This window comes from Telluria sp. AZSoR62 (assembly GCF_058111565.1).
The window spans coordinates 154,731-173,999 of record NZ_JBYTST010000007.1; the positions used below are offsets into that span (position 1 = coordinate 154,731).

The following is a 19,269-nucleotide window of genomic DNA, read 5'->3' on the forward strand; positions in this document are numbered from 1 at the left end:
GGAGCGACCATGAACAAGATTATTGCAGCACTGTTCGCAGCCGCTACCCTGGGCTCCGCCGCGCCGGCCCTGGCCGAAGTAGTGGTCGTGGTCAGCCCGAAGGCCGCCGAATCGTCGATGACCAAGGAGCAGGTCGCCCAGTTCTTCCTGGGTAAGTCGTCGTCGATGACGCCGGTCGACCAGGCCGACTCCGCCCCGGTCCGCGCCGAGTTCTACAAGAAGGTCGCGGACAAGGACGCGGCCCAGGCCAAGGCCCTGTGGTCCAAGCTGGTGTTCACCGGCAAGGCCACGATGCCGAAGGAAGTCGCCGACAACGCCGCCGTCAAGGCTGCCGTCGCCGCCAACCCGAAGGCCATCGGCTACATCGAGAAGAGCGCAGTCGACGCGACCGTCAAAGTCGTCTACACCGCACCATAAACGGATCAACCGTCAGCATCACCCGCCGCCGGTATGACCACCCGCGGCGGTTTCTGCATTCTGGAGACAACCATGAGCATCAAGCGCAGGATCTGGGCACTGCCCGTCATTTCCGCCATTATTTTCGGCCTGGGTGCCGGCGCGAGCGCGATGATCGCGAACGGCGCACTCCGTTCGATCACCACGACCGCCAGCGTCGACTACCCGGTCCTGGACGCCGCCAAGGCGCTGACCCTGGACGTCGCGGCCGTGGCCGACGGCTTCCGTGACGCCGTCGCCGAGGGCGACAAGGAAAAGATCGGCCAGGTCGGCGAGCAGGCTGGCAAGCTGCGCGCAAAACTGGACAAATTCAAGGCCATCCCGGGCCAGCTCGAGACCGGCACCCGCCTGGGCAAGGAATTCGACGCCTACTACGCCCCGGCCCTGTCGGCCGCGCGCATCATGCTCGAGATGGAGCAAGGCGACCCGCAGGCGGTCGTCGGCAAGATGCAGTCCTCGCTGGCGGTGCTCAACACCGACCTGGCCAAGGTCAACGAAGCGGCCCAGCGCCAGTTCGCCACCGGCATCGAGGACAGCAAGAACAGCGTGAACAAGGTCATGATGTCGATGCTGCTCACCGCCCTGGTGGTGATCGCCTGCCTGGCCGTGATCTCGTGGTTCGTGGTGCGCACCATCTGGGCCCAGCTCGGCGGCGAGCCGGCCTATGCGCGCGAGATCGCACGCGCAGTGGCCTCCGGCGACCTGTCGACCGAGATCCGCATCGAAGCCGGCGACGACAGCAGCCTGCTGGTGGCGCTGAAGGACATGCGCGGCCGCCTGGCGACCCTGGTCGCGGAGATCAAGGCCTCGGCCGACACCATCGCGCTGGCCAGCGCCGAAATCGCCAGCGGCAATGCCGACCTGGCGCAGCGCACCGAATCGCAGGCCGCGAGCCTGGACCGCACCAGCCGTTCGATGGAAGAACTGACCGGCGCCGTGCGCGAGAACGCCAGCGCCGCCAACCAGGCCAACGCACTGGTGGAAACCGCGACCGATATCGCCACCCGCGGCGGCCAGGTGGTGGGCGGCGTGGTCACCACCATGGGCGACATCAACAGCTCGGCCAACAAGATCGTCGAGATCATCTCGGTCATCGACGGCATCGCCTTCCAGACCAACATCCTGGCGCTCAATGCGGCCGTGGAAGCGGCGCGCGCCGGCGAACAGGGCCGCGGTTTCGCGGTCGTTGCAGGCGAAGTGCGCAACCTGGCGCAGCGCTCGGCGGCGGCGGCCAAGGAAATCAAGGGCCTGATCGGCGACTCGGTGGCCAAGGTCTCGGCCGGCAGCGTGCTGGTGGACGAAGCCGGCGTCACCATGGGCCAGATCGTGGAATCGGTGCGCAAGGTGCAGGCGATCATGATGGAAATCAGCGCCGCCGGCGCCCGCCAGAGCGCCGGCATCGACGAAATCGGCCGCGCCATCGGCAGCATCGACGAGATGACCCAGCAGAATTCGGCGCTGGTCGAAGAAGCGTCGGCGGCGGCGGAGTCGCTCACCGAGCAGACCACCCAGCTGACCGGGGCGCTGTCGGTGTTCAAGCTGGAAGCGGGTGCGCCGGTGGGCGATGCCGCGGGCAAGCGCCTGGCGCTGCGTTAAGTTGTTCTCATCGTAGCGGCTACCGCGGGCGTTGGCGGCTTGCTACGAACCTGGGTCCCGGCGAAGGCCGGGACCCCATCTTGCCCGACTACCCCTGGCGCATCCTTGCACCACCTGCTTCACCCCCCCCGCTTGCCCCCCACCCCAGCTTGCCTTAAACTCAATACCCCGCAAGCTCCTTCACGGTGACCCTTGGATACCGTCCCTTTGTGGGTGCTCGTGCTGGCACTCGCGCTGCTGATCCTGTTTTCCGCCTTCTTCGCGATGACGGAAACGGCCCTGATGGCCGCCAATAAATACCGACTGCGCCACCTGGCCGGCCGCGGCAACCGCGGCGCCATCACTTCCCTCTGGCTGCTCGACCGCACCGACCGCTTCCTGTCCCTGGTGCTGATCGCGAACGTCCTGCTCAACGCCATGTGCGCCGCCCTGCTCACGGTGGTCGCGATCCGCCTGTTCGGCGCCGAGGAAAGCGTGATCACCGGGGCCGCGGCGGCCGTGGCCTTCCTGCTGATCGTGTTTGCCGAAGTCGCGCCCAAGGTGATCGGCGCCACCTACCCGGAACCGATCGCGGTGGCCACCAGCCTGCCGCTCAAGGCCTTGATGCGCCTGGGGCGTCCCTTGATTTCCTTCGTCAACCTGTTCGTGCGCGGCCTCTTGCAGCTGCTGCGCATTTCGACCGCGCCGGACGCCGCGCGCCAGCGCCTGTCGCGCGAGGAACTGCGCTCGGTGGTGCTCGAGGGCGGCAGCTTCATCCCGCAGAAGCACCGCAGCATCCTGCTCAACCTGTTCGACCTGGAATCGGTCAAGGTCGACGACATCATGACCCCGCGCAGCCAGATCGAAGCGATCGACCTGCATGACCCGATCGACACCATCCTCGCCACGCTGGCGACCAGCTCCCACAACGCGCTGCCCGTGTTCGAGGGCGAGATCAACCGCATCGCCGGCATCCTGCACGTGCGCAAGGCGCTCGGGCTGCTGCGCGAGCCGGGCGAGCTGGGTACGGCCCACTTGCGCGCCCTGCTGGCGCCGCCCTATTTCATCCCCGAGGACACGCGCGCCCTCGACCAGCTCCAGCATTTCCAGGAAGCGCACGAGCGGCTGGGCATCATCGTCGACGAATACAGCGAGGTGCAGGGGCTGGTCACGCTCGACGACATCATCGAGGAAATGGTCGGCAACTTCACCACGCCGCAGACGCAAGGCGAAGTGTGCGACGCGGCGAGCTGGGATGCGCATGGCGAATGCCTGATCGCCGGCAGCACCCCGCTGCGCGACATCAACAAGCAGCTCGGCCTGGACCTGCCGCTGGACGGCCCGCGCACCGTCAACGGCCTGCTGCTGGAAGTGCTGCAGGAAATCCCCGACGCGCCGATCGCCCTGAGGCTGGCCGATTGTGTCATCGAGGTGGTGCAGGTCGAGAACCAGGCCATCCGCCTGGTCAAGCTGATGCGTCCGGCGCCGTCAAGACCTTCCCTTGTCGCCTGAACCATAATCCTTGTCGGCCCAACCACAAGGCTTGTCGGGTGCACCATGAACGCGGCGCTGCCGGTGCGCCGGCGTGGCGCGCACGCATCTACAAGGGTACAAATCCTTTACAAAATTGATGCCTGTAGGCATCATCCAAACAATCCTTCCCGCATTGTTTCCCCTTTTCCGGCCCTCCTTCACACGGCGCATATGGCAGCAGTCCTCCCCAACACGACGACCGGCACGCAACTGTCCGGACTGGCGCGCGCGCTGGTCCAGGCCAGCCGGCTGAGCGTGGGGCAGGCCGACGCGCTGCAAAAGAAGGCGGCGGCCGACAAGACGGCCTTCATCGACGCCCTGCTCGAGAGCGCCATCATCGACGCGGGCGCCCTGGCCGCCTTCTGCGCCGAGACCTTCGGCTACCCCCTGCTCGACCTGTCGAGCTTCGCGCCGGAAGCCTTCCCCCTCACCGCCATCGACGCCAAGCTGATGCAGGCCCAGCGCGTCATCGCGCTGGCCAAGCGCGGCAACAAGATGTCGGTGGCGCTGTCCGACCCGACCAATACCCAGGCCCTGGACCAGATCAAGTTCCAGAGCGAAGCCTCGGTAGAACCGGTGATCGTGGCCCACGACGTCCTGCTCAAGCTGCTGGCCGGCCTGGCCAAGAGCGCCGAGCAGAGCCTGAACGAGCTGGCCGGCGAAGAAGCGGAAATCGAGTTCGCCGAAGAGGAAGCGCAGGCGCTGGCGCCGCCGGACGCCACCAACGAGGTCGAGGACGCGCCGATCGTGCGCTTCCTGAACAAGATCCTGATGGACGCGGTGCAGATGGGCGCCTCGGACATCCACTTCGAGCCCTACGAAAAATACTACCGGATCCGCATGCGCGTCGATGGCGTGCTGCGCGACCATGCCTCGCCGCCGCTGTCGATCCGCGAAAAGCTGGTCTCGCGCATCAAGGTGCTGGCCAAGCTCGACATCTCGGAAAAGCGCGTGCCGCAGGACGGCCGCATGCGCCTGGTCATGGGCCCGACCCGCACCATCGACCTGCGCGTGTCGACCCTGCCGACCCTGTTCGGCGAAAAGACCGTCATGCGTATCCTGGACGCCACCCAGGCCCAGATGGGCATCGACGCGCTCGGCTACGACCCGGACCAGAAGGCCCTGCTGCTGGACGCCATCTCGCGCCCCTACGGCATGGTGCTGGTGACCGGCCCGACCGGCTCGGGCAAGACGGTGTCGCTGTACACCTGCCTGAACGTGCTGAACAAGCCGGGCATCAACATCTCGACCGCGGAAGACCCGGCCGAGATCAACCTGCCCGGCGTGAACCAGGTCAACGTCAACGACAAGGCCGGCCTCACCTTTCCGGTCGCGCTGAAATCCTTCCTGCGCCAGGATCCCGACATCATCATGGTCGGCGAGATCCGCGACCTGGAAACCGCCGACATCGCGATCAAGGCCGCCCAGACCGGCCACATGGTGTTCTCGACCCTGCACACGAACGACGCGCCCTCGACCCTGACGCGCCTGATGAACATGGGCGTGGCGCCCTTCAACATCGCCTCGTCCGTCATCCTGATCACGGCGCAGCGCCTGGCGCGCCGCCTGTGCACCTGCAAGCAGCCGCTCGAGACGCCGCGCGAGGCGCTGGTCGCCGCCGGCTACCGCGAGGCCGACCTGGACGGCAGCTGGAAGCCCTACGGCCCGGCGGGCTGCGACCGCTGCCTGGGCTCCGGCTACAAGGGCCGCGTGGGCATCTACCAGATCATGCCGATCACCCCGGCGATCGAGTCGCTGATCCTGGCGCACGGCAACTCCATGCAGATCGCCGAACAGGCCGAGAAGGAAGGCGTGAACTCGCTGCGCCGCTCGGGCCTGATGAAAGTCAAACAGGGGCTGACCAGCCTCGAAGAAGTGCTCGGCTGCACCAACGAATAGGCAAATGACTATGGCAACCTCCCTACCCACCCGGAGCCGCAGCGGCGCGCAGGTCAAGGAATCGGTCTACGCCTGGGAAGGCAAGGACAAGACCGGCAAGACCGTGCGCGGCGAACTGCGCGCAGGCGGCGAGGCGATCGTCAACGTCACGCTGCGCCGCCAGGGCATCCTGGTCACCAAGGTCAAGAAGAAGGCCTACCGCAGCGGCAAGAAGATCACCGACAAGGACCTGACCCTGTTCACGCGCCAGCTGGCCACCATGATGAAGGCCGGCGTGCCGCTGCTGCAGGCCTTCGACATCGTCGGCAAGGGCCACGCCAACCCCTCGATGTCCAAGCTGATCATGGACCTGCGCAATGACGTCGAGACCGGCACCAGCCTGAACAACGCTTTCCGCAAGTACCCGCTGTATTTCGACCCGCTGTTCTGCAACCTGGTAGGCGCGGGCGAACAGGCCGGTATCCTGGAAGACCTGCTCACCCGCCTGGCGATCTACAAGGAAAAGACCCTGGCCATCAAGGCCAAGATCAAGTCGGCATTGATGTACCCGATTTCGATCATCGCGATCGCCTTCGTCGTCACGGCCGTGATCATGATCTGGGTGGTCCCGGCCTTCAAGGAAGTGTTCAAGACCTTCGGCGCCGACCTGCCCGCCCCGACCCTGATCGTGATGGCGATGTCGGAATTCTTCGTGACCTGGTGGTACCTGATCTTCGGCTCGATCTTCGGCGGCCTGTACTTCTTCTTCCAGGCCTGGCAGCGCTCGCTCAAGATGCAGCAGGCGATGGACCGCATCATGCTGCGCCTGCCCATTTTCGGCGCGGTGATCCGCAAGGCCACCATCGCCCGCTGGACCCGCACCCTGTCGACCATGTTCGCCGCCGGCGTGCCGCTGGTCGAAGCGCTCGACTCGGTCGGCGGCGCCTCCGGCAACGCGGTCTACCTGGAAGCGACCCGCAAGATCCAGAACGAGGTCAGCACCGGCACCAGCCTGACGCTGTCGATGCAGAACGTGAACGTGTTCCCCAACATGGTGATCCAGATGGTGCAGATCGGCGAGGAATCCGGCTCGCTCGACGCCATGCTGGGCAAGGTGGCGGACTTCTTCGAAGAGGAAGTCGACGAGGCGGTGGCGGGGCTGTCTTCCTTGATGGAGCCGCTGATCATGGTGATCCTGGGCGTACTGATTGGCGGCCTGGTGATTGCGATGTATATGCCGATCTTCAAGCTGGGTTCGGTGGTCTAGTTCTCCCCTGCGCGCGCCGCCGGCCCCGGCGGCGCCGCGCCCTCTCCCAGGCCGGCACGCGCCGGCGGCGAACACATCGAAAAACCTGTCTTATCTCGAAAGATTAATCGATTTTACTTTCGCATTGCCGATCCCTATAGTGATTTCACCAACCACTTGAGGAGATCGCCATGCAAGTCTACGCAGTCAACAGTCCGGAAGCCGTCAGCCGCATCCTTGCCCTGGGCATGATCGTCGACGGCCATCTCGATCCGTCCGAGGTGCGCGCCATGCACGCCTGCCCCTTTATCGGAACGGCCGGGGTCGACGACGCCACCTTCGACCGCACCTTGCGCCAGCTGTGCGAAGACCTGCTGTGCGCCGCGGCCAACCGCCATGCGGGCATGGTCGAGATCGACCCGGTCCTGCTCGACGGCTTGCTGGCCGAGATCCGCGATCCGCTGCTGCAGCTGCGCCTGTGGAAAGCCATGGTCGACATCATCCATGCGGACGGCCACCTGGACGGACGCGAAACCACGCTGGTGCGGCGCGCCGCCCGGGCCTGGTTCGGCCAGGCCCGGCCCGATGCCCCACTCCCGCTCGAGGAAGTTGCCGGCTAAGCGCCGGCCTGCAAGGAGATCGTCATGGACATGTTCAATGCTATCTGGTTGGGAACACCGGCCTGGACCTGGCTGGTGTTCCTGACGATCGTGGTGGTGCTGCTGGCCTTCGACCTCGGCGTACTGAACAAGCGCGACCATGTCATCGGGGTCAAGGAAAGCCTGAAGCTGTCGGCGCTCTACCTGACGGCGGGCCTGGCCTTCGGGCTGTGGGTATGGTTCGAGCTGGGCAGCGAGAAGGGCCTGCATTTCTACACGGGCTTCCTGATCGAGAAGAGCCTGTCGCTGGATAACATCTTTGTGATCTCGCTGATCTTCGCGACGCTGGCGATCCCGCCCCTGTACCAGCACCGGGTGCTGTTCTGGGGCATCGTCGGCGTGATCGTCACGCGCGGCATCATGATCGGCGCCGGCTCCGCGCTGGTGGAGAGCTATTACTGGACGCTCTATCTGTTCGGCGCCTTCCTGGTGCTCACCGGTATCCGCATGTTCTTCGTGACCACCGGCAGCAACGACATCCGCGACAGCGCGGTGCTGGCCTGGCTACGGCGCCACCTGCGCATCACGCCCGAGCTGCACGGCAATGCCTTCCTGGTGCGCCAGCCCGATCCGGCGCGGCCTGGCAAGACGCTGCTGTGGGCCACGCCGCTGTTCCTTGCCCTGTGCATGGTCGAGCTGACCGACGTGGTGTTCGCGGTCGACAGCGTGCCGGCGATCTTTGCGATCACGAGCGATCCGTTCATCGTGTACACCTCGAACATCTTCGCCGTGCTGGGCCTGCGTGCGCTCTACTTTGCACTGGCCGCCATGGTCGAGCGCTTCAGCTACCTGAAGTATTCGCTGGCAGCGGTGCTGGTGTTCATCGGCTCGAAGATCTTCCTGGGCGACTTCGTGTTCGGCGGCAAGGTACCGGCAACGCTGTCGCTGGCCGTGACCGGCGCGCTGATCGCATCGGGCATCCTGTACTCGCTCTGGCGCACCCGCAAGGGTGCGCACCCGGCCGCAGGCTGAACCGGGACGGGGAAGCAGGCGGCGCCCTAGCGCAGCGCCGCCTGCACCTGCCGCGTCATCTTGCCCAGCAAGACGCGCAGCAGGAAGCCGCCCATCGCCAGCGGCCGGTGGCGGTCGGCGCCGCGCCGGGCCATGCGCTGGGGCAGGAAGAAGCGCCCGAAGGCGGACAAGCCGCTGCGCCGCAGCGTCCAGAAGCACCCTCCCGCGTACACGGTATCGAAACCGTCTTCCAGGCGCAGCAGCTGCAGCGCGGTGCCCGAGAACATGGCCACGTGCGCCGCCGTTTCGCGCGGCAGCATGCGCAGGCCGTGGCGGTAGGACAGTTCGACGTTCTGGCGCAGGTCGGGCAGGTGTACCCGCAGCGGCCGCAGCAGGCCAAGGGTTTCCAGCAGTTGCGGCAGCAGGTGGGTGGCCGCCGCGACGCGCTCGCGGTAGCGGGTGAAGGCGGCCTTGAGCTCGCCCAGCGAGGCTTGCTGTGGTCCGGGCAGCGGGGCCGGACGCTTGCGCCAGCAATCGGTCCAGTGCGCCAGCGCCAGGTGGTGGATGGGCGCCAGCGATGCGGGCGTATCGCGCTGCAGGTCGATGCTGCCGCCCGGCGCCAGGAAGCGCAGCAAGCCGCGCACGCCCTCCAGGCGCGGCGCTTCCAGCAGGTCGGCCGGCGCCAGCCTGCCGCCGTTGAGCCAGGCATTGTCGGCCCGCGCGAAGCGGGCGAACGAGGCGACCGGCACGACCATCTTCGGCCGGAAGGCCTCGACCTGCAGCGCCAGGCGCTCCACCGCCGCGTTGCCGGCCGCTTCGCGCTCGGCGAAGCCATCGGGGTTGCCGCACCAGCCCATGCTGCCGAAGCCCGTGAGCAGCAGGTCGATGCGCGGGGCCAGCCGGGCGATGCGCGGCGCGGCGGCCTGGCAGGCGGCAGCCGTGACGAGCGCGCGCTCGCCCAGGTTCAGGATGGTGCGCCCGGCGCAGCCGATGAGGCAGGCGGTGTCGCCGTCGCCGTTGGCGATTGCCGTCAGGCGCAAGTCGCCGGCCAGGCCGACGGTGACGCCGTCGGGGCATTCGGCCACGGGCAGGCGCAAGCGCCGCAATTCGTCGCCGATGCGCATGTCGCGCCCGGGGCGGTAGAGGAAAGTGGCGATGCCGCGGAATTCGGCGCGGAAGCGTTTCAGGAAAGGCAGCGAGAAGCGGTCGGGCTGGGCGCGCGAGCACCATATATAGACCGGCACGCCGGCGGCGCCGAGCTCCTCGATCAGGGCGGCGCTGCTGGTCGAGCCGTCGACCAGGTCCCAGGCGCCGTCGAGGACGCTGCCCTCGCACCAGGGATCGGACACCAGGAGGGCGCCATCGGTGCGCACCATGAAGCAGGCGTGATTAATGAAGGTAAAGTTTGCGCGCGGCATCGCAGTCACCCGGCAGTGGCGGAAAAATCCAGCGTAGCCGCGCGCCACGTTTGTCCCATGATCCCCCACAATCAGGCGCCAGAGGCAGGCAGCCCGGCAGCGCTGTGTTCAGGCTTCGCCAAATCGCGGGGAAACCTCTACAATAGGTTGATGTAAAGAATCTTTTCGACCCTTATTGATCGGACCTCACCGCCATGCCCGTGGAATCCTTCCTGTTTGCCGCACCCGCCAACCTGGGCGCGACCATCGTGGCTGTCCTGTTCGGGCTGCTCATCGGCAGCTTCCTGAACGTGGTCATCCACCGCATCCCGAAGATGATGCAGCGCGAGTCCGACAATTACGTGGCCCAGGAAAGCGGCAAGGAGCCGCCTCATACCGGCCGCTACAACCTGATGGTGCCCCGTTCCGCCTGCCCGCATTGCGGCCACCAGATCACGGCGCTGGAAAACATCCCGGTCGTGAGCTGGCTGGCGCTGCGCGGCAAGTGCAGCAAGTGCAAGGCCCCGATCTCGGCGCGCTACCCGGCCATCGAGCTGCTCACCGGCGTGCTCTCCGGCGTGCTGGTCTGGACCTTCGGCAGCGGCATGGCGGGCCTGGCCACCCTGCTCTTCCTCTACCTGCTGGTGGCGATGACCTTCATCGACATCGACACCCAGCTGCTGCCCGACGACCTGACCTATCCGCTGCTGTGGGCCGGCCTCTTGGTGAACCTGCACGGCACCTTCGTGCCGCTGCAGGACGCCGTGATCGGCGCGGCCGCCGGCTACCTGGCGCTGTGGGCGGTGTACTGGCTGTTCAAGCTCGTCACCGGCAAGGAAGGCATGGGCTACGGCGACTTCAAGCTGCTCGCGGCGCTGGGCGCCTGGCTGGGCTGGGCGATGCTGCCGACCATCATCCTGCTGTCCTCGGTGGTGGGCGCGGTGGTGGGCATCAGCCTGATCGTGCTCGCCAAGCGCGGCCGCGACAAGCCGATCCCCTTCGGTCCCTACCTGGCGGCGGCCGGCCTGATCGCGCTTCTGTATGGCAGCCAGATCAGCCAGCAGATCCAGGCCGTGGTCGCCGGCTGACATGACTGCCTCGCTCGCGTTCTCGGTCGGGCTCACCGGCGGCATCGGCTGCGGCAAGACCACGGTGGCCGACATGTTCGCGGCGCATGGCGCCGCGGTCATCGACACCGATGCGATCGCGCATGCGCTCACCGCACCCCACGGCGCGGCCATGCCGGCCCTGGTAGCCGAATTCGGCGACGCGTTCGCCACGCCGGACGGCGCCCTCGACCGCGCCAGGATGCGCGCCCTGGTGTTCTCGGACGCGACCGCGCGCGCGCGCCTGGAAGCCATCCTGCACCCGCGCATCCGCGACGCGACCGCAGCGGCGGCCAGCATCGCCACCGGCGACTACGTCATCTATGTGGTGCCGCTCCTGATCGAATCGGGCACCTGGCGCGAGCGCGTCACGCGGGTGCTGGCGATCGACTGCCCGGAAGAGCTGCAGGTGGCGCGTGTCATGGCGCGCAACAGCCTGAGCGAAGAGCAGGTGCGCGCCGTCATGGCGGCCCAGGTCACGCGCGCACAGCGCCGGGCCGCGGCCGACGACATCATCGTCAACGACGACGGACTGGACCGGTTGCGCCCCCAGGTCGAGGCCCTGCACGCCCTGTATCTCGGCCTGGCCAGGGCCCGGACGCCATGAAAACCAATAAAGTCAATGCGCTATTTGTAATTTTGCGCTGCATGGTTCAGAATCACAGGGTTGCTCTCCAGCCCACATTCAGGGGAATGTTACTTTGATCGTCTACGAATATCCTTTCAACGAGCGGATTCGCACGTTGTTGCGGCTGGAAGATTTGTACGAGAAATTCAAGTTCTTTGTGCAGCAAGAACATCCCATGCAGCATCACGTGGCGCTCGCCACGATATTCGACATGCTGGAAGTGGCTGGCCGCGCCGACCTGAAATCCGACCTCTTGCAGGAACTCGAACGCCAGAAGCAAAGCCTGATGGCTTACCGGAGCAATCCGAACGTGGCGGCCGAGGCGCTCGACGCCGTGCTGGCCGAGCTCGACAGCGTCAGCAGCGCCCTGGTGGGCGCGCAGGGCAAGACCGGCCAGAACGTGCGCGACAACGAGTGGCTGATGAGCATCCGCGGCCGCACCATCATTCCCGGCGGCGCCTCCGAATTCGACCTGCCCTCCTACCACGCGTGGCAACAGCGTCCCGGCGCCCAGCGCCATGCCGACATCATGAAATGGTTCGCACCGCTGGCGCCGCTGTTCGAGGCGCTGTCGCTGGTGCTGCGCCTGCTGCGCGACTCGGGCGGTCCGGTGCCCATGGTGGCCAACGGCGGCAGCTACCAGCAGATGCTGCAGGGTAAGGTGTACCAGATGCTGCGCCTGTCGATCGACGACAAGCTGGGCGCGATCCCCGAGATCTCGGCCAATAAATACATGCTGTGGGTGCGTTTTACCAGCCAGGACGGCGACTGCAAGCCCAAGGCGCTGGAAGAAGACGTGCGCTTCGAGCTGACCCTCTGTAATTTCTGATTCTTGATTGGTAATGGTATGACTGTCGTTGCGTGCCCGACCTGTGGCAAGAAGGTCGAATGGACCCCCGCCAATAAGTTCCGCCCGTTCTGTTCCGAACGCTGCAAGCAGATCGACTTGGGCGCCTGGGCCGAGGAAAAGTACACGATCCCCGGTGCGGCGCCGAACGAGAACCAGGACGATCCGCTGGCCGACGACTGACGCGGGACACGCCCGCACATGCATTAGTGCGCGCGGGCCTCGGCAGCGGCCACATAGTCTTGCATGAGATGCCAGCCGCCGCGTACGCCGACACCGAACGCCGCCAGCGCGATGCAGGCCAGCACGATGCCCAGGATACGGCGCGGCGCCATCACCCCTGCGTCGGTGCGAAACGCACTCGGTCCAGCCACTCGAGCAGCGGAATCGTCGCCGGCAGCAGCGGCGCCACACTATAGGCGCCCTGCCAGGCAAAGGCCTGCCCTTCCAGGCTTTGCGGCTCGCCCGCCCACTCCCGGCAGATGTAGAAATACAGGCGCACGTGGGCGTGCTCGTAGACGTGCTCGACGCAGCACCAGGCCTCGCCGCTCACGACCTGCACGCCCAGTTCCTCGACGAACTCGCGCTGCAGGGCGTGGAAGATGTCCTCGCCCGCTTCGACTTTCCCGCCCGGGAACTCCCAGTAGCCGGCGTAGGGCTTGCCTTCGGGCCGCTGGCCCAGCAGCACGTCGCCGTTGGGACGCATCAGGATGCCGACCGCGACGTCGACCGGTTGTGCTTCTGCTTTACTCATCGTGTCCATTGTCCGGCAGGCGGCCGGCATAGTCTTTCGCAAACTGCCAGGCCACGCGGCCCGAGCGCGAGCCGCGCTGCAAGGCCCATTGCAGCGCCTCCGGCCGCGCCGCCTCGACCTGCTGCGGCGTACAGCCGAAGCTGGCCAGCCAGTACGCCGCGATGCCGAGGTAGTCGTCCTGCCGGAACGGATAGAACGACAGCCACAGGCCGAAGCGCTCCGACAGCGAGATGCGCTCTTCCACCGTCTCGCCCGGGTGCAGGTCGCCGTCCTCGCCAGGGCGGTAGCCGGCGTTGTCCGCATGCTTTTCGGGCAGCAGGTGGCGCCGGTTCGAGGTGGCGTAGATCAGCACATTGTCCGACTGCGCCGCGATGCTGCCGTCGAGCGCCACCTTCAGCGCCTTGTAGCCGGCCTCGCCCTCCTCGAACGACAGGTCGTCGCAGAAGACCACGAAGCGCTCGGGCCGGCCCGCCACCAGGTCGACGATGTCGGGCAGGTCGGCGAGATCGGCCTTGTCGACTTCGATCAGGCGCAGGCCCTGCTCTGCAAAGCCGTTCAGGCAAGCCTTGATCAGGGACGACTTGCCGGTGCCGCGCGCGCCGGTCAGCAGCACGTTGTTGGCCGGGCGGCGCAGCACGAACTGGCGGGTGTTCTGCTCGATCTGGCGCTTCTGCGCCTCGACGTGGTGCAGGTCGTCCAGCCGGATGGTGGACGCATGCAGCACCGGCTGCAGGTAGTTGCCGCCGCCATTGGCGCGGCGCCGCCAGCGGAAGGCGAAGCTGCGCTTCCAGTCCGGCTCGCGCGGCACGGCTGGCGGCAGCACCGCTTCCACCCGCGCCAGCAGGGCTTCGGCGCGGTGCAGGAACTGTTCCAGCGGCGTCATCGGGGCCGCTTACGAACGATAGTCGGCGTTGATCGACACGTAGTCGTGCGACAGGTCGCAGGTCCAGACCGTGGCCGCGGCCTCGCCCCGGCCGAGCGTGACGCGCACCGTGATCTCCGACTGCTTCATGACGCGCTGGCCGTCTTCTTCCTTGTAGTCCGGGTTGCGGCCGCCGTTCTTGGCCACCAATACGTCGTCCAGGTACAGGTCGAGCGTGGTGACGTCGAGGTCGTCCACGCCGGCATAGCCGACGGCGGCCAGGATGCGGCCCAGGTTCGGGTCCGAGGCGAAGAAGGCGGTCTTCACCAGCGGCGAGTGGGCGATCGAATAGGCGATCTTGCGGCATTCCTGGACGTCGCGGCCCTGCTCCACCGTGATGGTCATGAACTTGGTCGCGCCTTCGCCGTCGCGGATGATCTGCTGCGCCAGGTTGCGCGAGATGCTCGTTACCGCATCCTTCAGTGCTTCGTATTCGACGCCGCCGGCGGTATCGACCACCAGGGAACCGGCGCCGGTGGCGACGACGATGAAGGAATCGTTGGTCGAGGTGTCGCCGTCGATGGTGATGCTGTTGAAGGAGTGGTCGGCCGCGTGCTTGACCAGTTCGTCGAGCACCGGCTGGGCGACCTTGGCGTCGATCGCGAGGTAGCCCAGCATGGTCGCCATGTTCGGCTTGATCATGCCGGCGCCCTTGCTGATGCCGGTCATGGTGACGCTGTGGCCGCCGATGGTGACGGTGGTCGACGCGGCCTTCGGCTGGGTGTCGGTGGTCATGATCGCCTCGGCGGCGTTGAACCAGTTGTCGGCCTTCAGGTTGGCGCAAGCCGCCGGCAGGCCGGCGACGATCTTCGGCAGCGGCAGCTGCTCCAGGATCACGCCGGTGGAGAACGGCAGCACCTGCTGCGGCTCCAGGCCCAGCAGCCTGGCCACCTCGAGACAGGTGGCCTGCGCATTGGCCAGGCCAGTCTCGCCCGTGCCGGCGTTGGCGTTGCCGGTATTGACCACCAGCGCGCGGATCGGCTTGCCGCCGTTCCTGACGGCTTCGAGGTGGGCCTTGCTCACCTGGACCGGTGCGGCGCAGAAGCGGTTCAGCGTGAAGACGCCGCTCACGGTCGCGTCCTCGGCCAGCTTCATCACGAGCAGGTCCTTGCGGTTGGGCTTCTTGATACCGGCTTCGGCAAAGCCGATCTCGATACCGTTGACGGGTTTCAGCTCAGCTGCGACTGGCAGGGGGGAATTGACGGCCATGGCGATCTCGTGTTCGAAGAATGGTGAATTCGATATTGTACCGCCAGCCGCGCCGTGAACGGGTTAGCCAGCTTGCACCGGCCGCGACGCCGCCTGCGCGCCTGCCATTATGCGTATCGCATGGAGCGATAACCGCCCATTAAGGACCCTTAATGCGCGCTTATGTACCGACTTTCAGTGGCACCTTGCGCACGATTCATTTCTGAAGAAATATTGTTTTGAATCAAACGCTTAGCGTTTCTTATTGCTGAGTGTGCATATACTTCTCAGGCACGGAAACGGTATGTCATTTTGCCGCTCCGGAGCACCCTCCCCGGCCGTTCGCCGGGGCATAGCCAATAAGACTGGAGACAAGCAATGAAACTCACCACCAAGGCGCGGCTGCTGGTCGCGCTCTGTGCCTCGCTGGCCGGCGCGCCGCTGGCCTACGCCGACGGCAAGCCGGCCGAACTGACCGTCTCGGCCAAGCAGTACAAGCAGTATTTCAGGGATGCCTCGAACGAGTTCAACGTGCCGGTCGAGCTGCTGCAATCGATCGCGTATGCCGAGACGCGCTGGCACCCCCACGTCCCCAAGGGCCAGCTCAAGAAAAACGGCGAGCCCGAAATCGAGGTCGAGTCGCACCACGGCATGCCGATCAGCTACGGCATCATGGGCCTGCGCAACGACACCCACTTCGGCCAGTCGCTGGTCCAGGGCGCGGCGCTGATCCGCGTCACGCCGGAACAGGCGGCCTCGGACACCCGCACCAACATCCGCGCCGCCGCCGCCCTGCTGGCCCAGCACGGCACCCGCAAGAGCAAGTCCTTCCCGCTCGCCGACTGGGAAGGCGCCGTGGCGCGCTACAGCGGCATCCCGCAGCCCGAGATCGCACAGATCTACAGCTACGAAGTCCTCACGGCCATCCGCCAGGGCCGCCGGAGCGACAAGTTCGAGATCGACCAGAAGCACGTCGAGATGGAAAAGGCCTACGGCCGCGACAAGCTGAAAAAGCTGTCCGCCCGCCGCATCGTGGTCGAAACCGGCACGCCGGACCCGAAGATCTCGGCGCCTGATTTTTTCGATACCCCGAATAAAAAATAAAGCAGCATACGGAGACCAAATCCATGAAGACCTTCTTGAAAGGCTTGCTCGCAGGCCTGTGCATACTCGCTTCGGTGCAGCCGGCGCTCGCTTCCACCGACTATCCTCCCGCCATCTGGAACCCGGCGGCCAGCTGCAATTATTCGGCCCGCACCGCCGCCATCAGCCACGTTACCGTGCACACCACCCAGGGCTCCTACGCGGGCTCGATCTCGTGGTTCCAGAACTGCAGCGCCGGCGTCAGCGCCCACTACGTGATCCGCTCCTCGGACGGCCAGGTCACCCAGATGGTGAACGAGTCGGCCAAGGCCTGGCACGTGGGGAACTCGAACGGCTACACGGTCGGCATCGAGCACGAGGGCTATGTCGCCAACCCGTCGGTGTGGTACACCACCGCGATGTACACCGCCTCGGCCGCGCTCACGCGCGACATCCTGGCGTCGCGCAGCCTGGCCCAGAAGGTCTACGACGGCGCCGGCGGCTGGAATGCGGTGCCCTCGGACTCGCTGTACAACGTCAAGGGCCACGTCAACTTCGCCAGCCAGAGCCACACCGACCCGGGTTCGGGCTGGGACTGGCCGCGCTATAAATCGCTGGTGGCCGGCAGCACCGGGGGCGGCAGCAACGCCACCTGGCCGCTGGTCCAGTACGGGAACACGGGCGAGCGCGTACGCACCATCCAGTACCTGCTGCAGCAGTGGGGCTATTCGCTGACCGTCAACGCCAGCTTCGACACCGCCACGCAGAACGCGGTGAAGAGCTTCCAGTCCTCGCATGGCCTGGGCTCGGACGGCATCGTCGGCAACGCCACCTGGCCGGCGCTGGTCATCCTCACCCAGCAGGGCGATTCGGGCGCCAAGGTGCGCGCGGTGCAAAGCCAGCTCAATGAGAGCGGCGCGGGCATCACGGTGGACGGCGCCTTCGGCCCGGCCACGGCGACGGCGGTGCGCAACTTCCAGAGCTCGAAGGGATTGAGCGCGGACGGCATCGTCGGCGACGACACCTGGAACAAGATGGCCTGGTAAGCCGTTCTTCCAAGCATGCGCGCCGGCCTTTATGGCAGGCGCGCATGCCCTACTAGTTCAGCGCGGGATCGACAACGCCAGCGTTTCCTTCAGCTCTTCCATCACCACATAGCTCTTCGACTGGCCGGCATCGGCCACGTGCAGGATCTCGCCGAGCAGCCGGCGGTATTCCGACATCTCGGGGATGCGCGCCTTGATCAGGTAGTCGAAGTCGCCCGACACCAGGTGGCATTCCATCACCTCGGGAATGCCCAGCATCGCGCGCCGGAAGCGATCAAAAGCCTTTTCGGATTTCTGGTGCAGCGTGATCTCGACGAATACCAGGATCTGCAGGCCCATCGCCTGCGGGTTCACGCGCGCGTGGTAGCCGGCGATCACGCCATCGCGTTCCATGCGCTTGACCCGCTCGATACAGGGCGTCAACGACAATCCCACCTGCTCGGCCAGGTCCTTCATGACGATGCGCGCATCAATCTGGAGGATGGACAGGATGTGCAGGTCGATCTTGTCGAGGACGCGGTTGGAATTCTTTTGGACGCGCATGATTTTTCACTGAAAACCGCGTTAATAACAGAATCAATTATTCCACTTCCCGCGGTAGGATGGCAATCTTTTCTAAATCCGGCTTTTTTACTCATCCTTTCGGGATTCAAGGGACAACATGCGCGTTCTCGTACTGGGCAGCGGCGTGGTCGGCGTGACCACGGCATACTATCTGGCCAAGGCCGGCCACGACGTCACCGTCATCGACCGTCAACCCGGCCCCGCCCTGGAGACCAGCTTCGCCAACGCCGGCCAGATCTCGCCCGGCTATGCCTCGCCCTGGGCCGCACCCGGCATTCCCCTGAAGGCCGCGAAATGGCTGTTCCAGCGCCACGCGCCGCTGGCGATCCGCCCGGACGGCAGCCTGTTCCAATTGCAGTGGATGCTCGAGATGTTGCGCAACTGCACCGCCGACCGCTATGCGGTCAACAAGGAGCGCATGGTGCGCCTGGCCGAATTCAGCCGCGACTGCATCCGCGAACTGCGCGCCGAGACGGGCATCGAATACGAAGGCCGCAGCCTGGGCACCGTGCAGCTGTTCCGCACCCAGAAGCAGCTCGACAGTGCAGCGAAAGACATCGAGATCCTGAAGCAGGCCGGCGTCGAATACGAACTGCTGGCCGGCCGCGCGCTGGGCCAGGCCGAGCCGGCGCTGGGCGAGCACGCCACTCTAGTGGGCGGCCTGCGCCTGCCGAACGACGAGACCGGCGACTGCCAGCTGTTCACCAGCCGCCTGACCGCCATGGCGCGCGACCTGGGCGTGCGTTTCGAATTCGATACCGCGATCAAGGAGCTGTTCACCAGCGGCGGCCAGGTCACCGGCGTGCGCACCGACAAGGGCGTGATGACGGCCGACCGCTACGTGCTGGCGCTGGGCAGCTATTCGCGCCTGCTGCTGAAGAACCAGTTCAAGCTGCCGGTGTATCCGCTCAAGGGCTATTCGATCACGGTGCCGATCACGGACGCCAGCCGCGCGCCGGTATCGACCATCCTGGACGAGACCTACAAGATCGCGGTCACCCGCTTCGAAGACCGCATCCGCGTGGGCGGCATGGCCGAAATCGCCGGCTACAGCAACTACCTGAACCCGGCCCGCCGCGAAACGCTCGAGATGGTCGTCAACGACCTGTTCCCGGGCGCCGGCGACACCAGCCAGGCCTCCTTCTGGACCGGCCTGCGCCCGATGACCCCGGACAGCACCCCGGTGGTCGGCGCCACCCCGCTCTCCAACCTGTTCCTCAATACCGGTCACGGCACCCTTGGCTGGACCATGGCCTGCGGTTCGGCCAGCGTGATCGCGGATCTGGTGAGCGGCAAGAAGCCGGCCATTCGGGCGGATGACCTGGCGGTGTTCCGTTATGCGGGCGGGGAGCCGCGTGGGATGCAGCCGGAGCTGGTCAAGGCATAAGCCGGCGTGTGGGCCGCGGCTGCGGCTGCGGCGGACAAGCATGAAAAAA

20 protein-coding genes are annotated in these 19,269 nt (G+C 66.1%); 14 read left to right on the top strand and 6 right to left on the bottom strand.

The annotated features are described in order from the left end of the window. The first annotated feature begins 9 nt into the window (after positions 1 to 9). The 7 genes from AC3XQU_RS12880 (at position 10) to AC3XQU_RS12910 (ending at position 8,319) form a co-directional block, all read left to right on the top strand. Positions 10 to 417: a hypothetical protein gene (locus tag AC3XQU_RS12880; RefSeq protein ID WP_489874553.1), complete on the top strand. Its 408-nt coding sequence runs from the start codon at positions 10 to 12 to the stop codon at positions 415 to 417. Between the two features lie 72 nt (positions 418 to 489). Next, complete coding sequence (locus AC3XQU_RS12885) at positions 490 to 2,052, top strand: methyl-accepting chemotaxis protein (protein WP_489874554.1); 1,563 nt, start codon at positions 490 to 492, stop codon at positions 2,050 to 2,052. A 192-nt stretch (positions 2,053 to 2,244) separates the two neighbouring features. Next, positions 2,245 to 3,543 carry an HlyC/CorC family transporter gene (locus AC3XQU_RS12890; RefSeq protein WP_489874555.1) on the top strand — a complete coding sequence of 433 codons (1,299 nt, stop codon included), beginning with the start codon at positions 2,245 to 2,247 and terminating at the stop codon, positions 3,541 to 3,543. A 192-nt stretch (positions 3,544 to 3,735) separates the two neighbouring features. Continuing rightward, a complete protein-coding gene (gene pilB / locus AC3XQU_RS12895; protein ID WP_489874556.1) occupies positions 3,736 to 5,463 on the top strand; it encodes a type IV-A pilus assembly ATPase PilB in 1,728 nt (575 codons plus the stop codon). Between the two features lie 10 nt (positions 5,464 to 5,473). Beyond that, the gene (locus AC3XQU_RS12900; RefSeq protein WP_489874557.1) at positions 5,474 to 6,709 is read left to right on the top strand and encodes a type II secretion system F family protein; all 1,236 of its coding nucleotides are present in this window, start codon (positions 5,474 to 5,476) and stop codon (positions 6,707 to 6,709) included. 170 nt (positions 6,710 to 6,879) lie between these two features. Next, the gene (locus AC3XQU_RS12905) at positions 6,880 to 7,308 is read left to right on the top strand and encodes a tellurite resistance TerB family protein (RefSeq protein ID WP_489874558.1); all 429 of its coding nucleotides are present in this window, start codon (positions 6,880 to 6,882) and stop codon (positions 7,306 to 7,308) included. A gap of 24 nt (positions 7,309 to 7,332) precedes the next feature. Continuing rightward, positions 7,333 to 8,319, top strand: coding sequence for a TerC family protein (locus tag AC3XQU_RS12910; RefSeq protein WP_489874559.1), 987 nt, complete (start codon positions 7,333 to 7,335; stop codon positions 8,317 to 8,319). Positions 8,320 to 8,345: 26 nt separating this feature from the next. Here the strand turns inward: AC3XQU_RS12910 and AC3XQU_RS12915 are convergent, their stop codons facing one another. Then, positions 8,346 to 9,716: a hypothetical protein gene (locus AC3XQU_RS12915; protein ID WP_489874560.1), complete on the bottom strand. Its 1,371-nt coding sequence runs from the start codon at positions 9,714 to 9,716 to the stop codon at positions 8,346 to 8,348. Between the two features lie 194 nt (positions 9,717 to 9,910). Between AC3XQU_RS12915 and AC3XQU_RS12920 the strand changes: the two genes are divergently transcribed. From AC3XQU_RS12920 to yacG, 4 genes are all read left to right on the top strand, one after another. Continuing rightward, positions 9,911 to 10,783: a prepilin peptidase gene (locus AC3XQU_RS12920; protein ID WP_489874561.1), complete on the top strand. Its 873-nt coding sequence runs from the start codon at positions 9,911 to 9,913 to the stop codon at positions 10,781 to 10,783. A gap of 1 nt (position 10,784) precedes the next feature. Continuing rightward, complete coding sequence (coaE, locus tag AC3XQU_RS12925) at positions 10,785 to 11,408, top strand: dephospho-CoA kinase (protein WP_489874562.1); 624 nt, start codon at positions 10,785 to 10,787, stop codon at positions 11,406 to 11,408. A 94-nt stretch (positions 11,409 to 11,502) separates the two neighbouring features. After that, positions 11,503 to 12,258, top strand: a complete 756-nt coding sequence (gene zapD / locus AC3XQU_RS12930) for a cell division protein ZapD (RefSeq protein WP_489874563.1) — start codon at positions 11,503 to 11,505, stop codon at positions 12,256 to 12,258. An 18-nt stretch (positions 12,259 to 12,276) separates the two neighbouring features. Further along, positions 12,277 to 12,459 (top strand): DNA gyrase inhibitor YacG, encoded by a 183-nt coding sequence (gene yacG / locus AC3XQU_RS12935; protein WP_489874564.1) that lies wholly within the window; start codon positions 12,277 to 12,279, stop codon positions 12,457 to 12,459. Between the two features lie 23 nt (positions 12,460 to 12,482). On the opposite strand, the gene AC3XQU_RS12940 is transcribed toward yacG, so the two are convergent. The 4 genes from AC3XQU_RS12940 to argJ are packed head-to-tail and all read right to left on the bottom strand — an operon-like array spanning position 12,483 to position 15,161. Continuing rightward, positions 12,483 to 12,611, bottom strand: a complete 129-nt coding sequence (locus AC3XQU_RS12940) for a hypothetical protein (protein WP_489874565.1) — start codon at positions 12,609 to 12,611, stop codon at positions 12,483 to 12,485. Further along, positions 12,611 to 13,030, bottom strand: coding sequence for an NUDIX domain-containing protein (locus tag AC3XQU_RS12945; protein WP_489874566.1), 420 nt, complete (start codon positions 13,028 to 13,030; stop codon positions 12,611 to 12,613). Before AC3XQU_RS12945 ends, AC3XQU_RS12940 begins: the two co-directional genes overlap by 1 nt. After that, on the bottom strand, positions 13,023 to 13,913 hold the full coding sequence (locus AC3XQU_RS12950) for an ATP-binding protein (protein WP_489874567.1): 891 nt from the start codon (positions 13,911 to 13,913) through the stop codon (positions 13,023 to 13,025). Before AC3XQU_RS12950 ends, AC3XQU_RS12945 begins: the two co-directional genes overlap by 8 nt. A gap of 9 nt (positions 13,914 to 13,922) precedes the next feature. After that, positions 13,923 to 15,161 (bottom strand): bifunctional glutamate N-acetyltransferase/amino-acid acetyltransferase ArgJ, encoded by a 1,239-nt coding sequence (gene argJ / locus AC3XQU_RS12955; protein WP_489874568.1) that lies wholly within the window; start codon positions 15,159 to 15,161, stop codon positions 13,923 to 13,925. Positions 15,162 to 15,518: 357 nt separating this feature from the next. Between argJ and AC3XQU_RS12960 the strand changes: the two genes are divergently transcribed. After that, the gene (locus AC3XQU_RS12960) at positions 15,519 to 16,244 is read left to right on the top strand and encodes a transglycosylase SLT domain-containing protein (protein WP_489874569.1); all 726 of its coding nucleotides are present in this window, start codon (positions 15,519 to 15,521) and stop codon (positions 16,242 to 16,244) included. Between the two features lie 23 nt (positions 16,245 to 16,267). After that, positions 16,268 to 17,269: a peptidoglycan recognition protein family protein gene (locus tag AC3XQU_RS12965; RefSeq protein ID WP_489874570.1), complete on the top strand. Its 1,002-nt coding sequence runs from the start codon at positions 16,268 to 16,270 to the stop codon at positions 17,267 to 17,269. 57 nt (positions 17,270 to 17,326) lie between these two features. Here the strand turns inward: AC3XQU_RS12965 and AC3XQU_RS12970 are convergent, their stop codons facing one another. Next, a complete protein-coding gene (locus AC3XQU_RS12970) occupies positions 17,327 to 17,812 on the bottom strand; it encodes an Lrp/AsnC ligand binding domain-containing protein (protein WP_489874571.1) in 486 nt (161 codons plus the stop codon). Between the two features lie 118 nt (positions 17,813 to 17,930). Between AC3XQU_RS12970 and AC3XQU_RS12975 the strand changes: the two genes are divergently transcribed. Further along, positions 17,931 to 19,220 carry a D-amino acid dehydrogenase gene (locus AC3XQU_RS12975; RefSeq protein ID WP_489874572.1) on the top strand — a complete coding sequence of 430 codons (1,290 nt, stop codon included), beginning with the start codon at positions 17,931 to 17,933 and terminating at the stop codon, positions 19,218 to 19,220. Positions 19,221 to 19,269 lie beyond the last annotated feature (49 nt).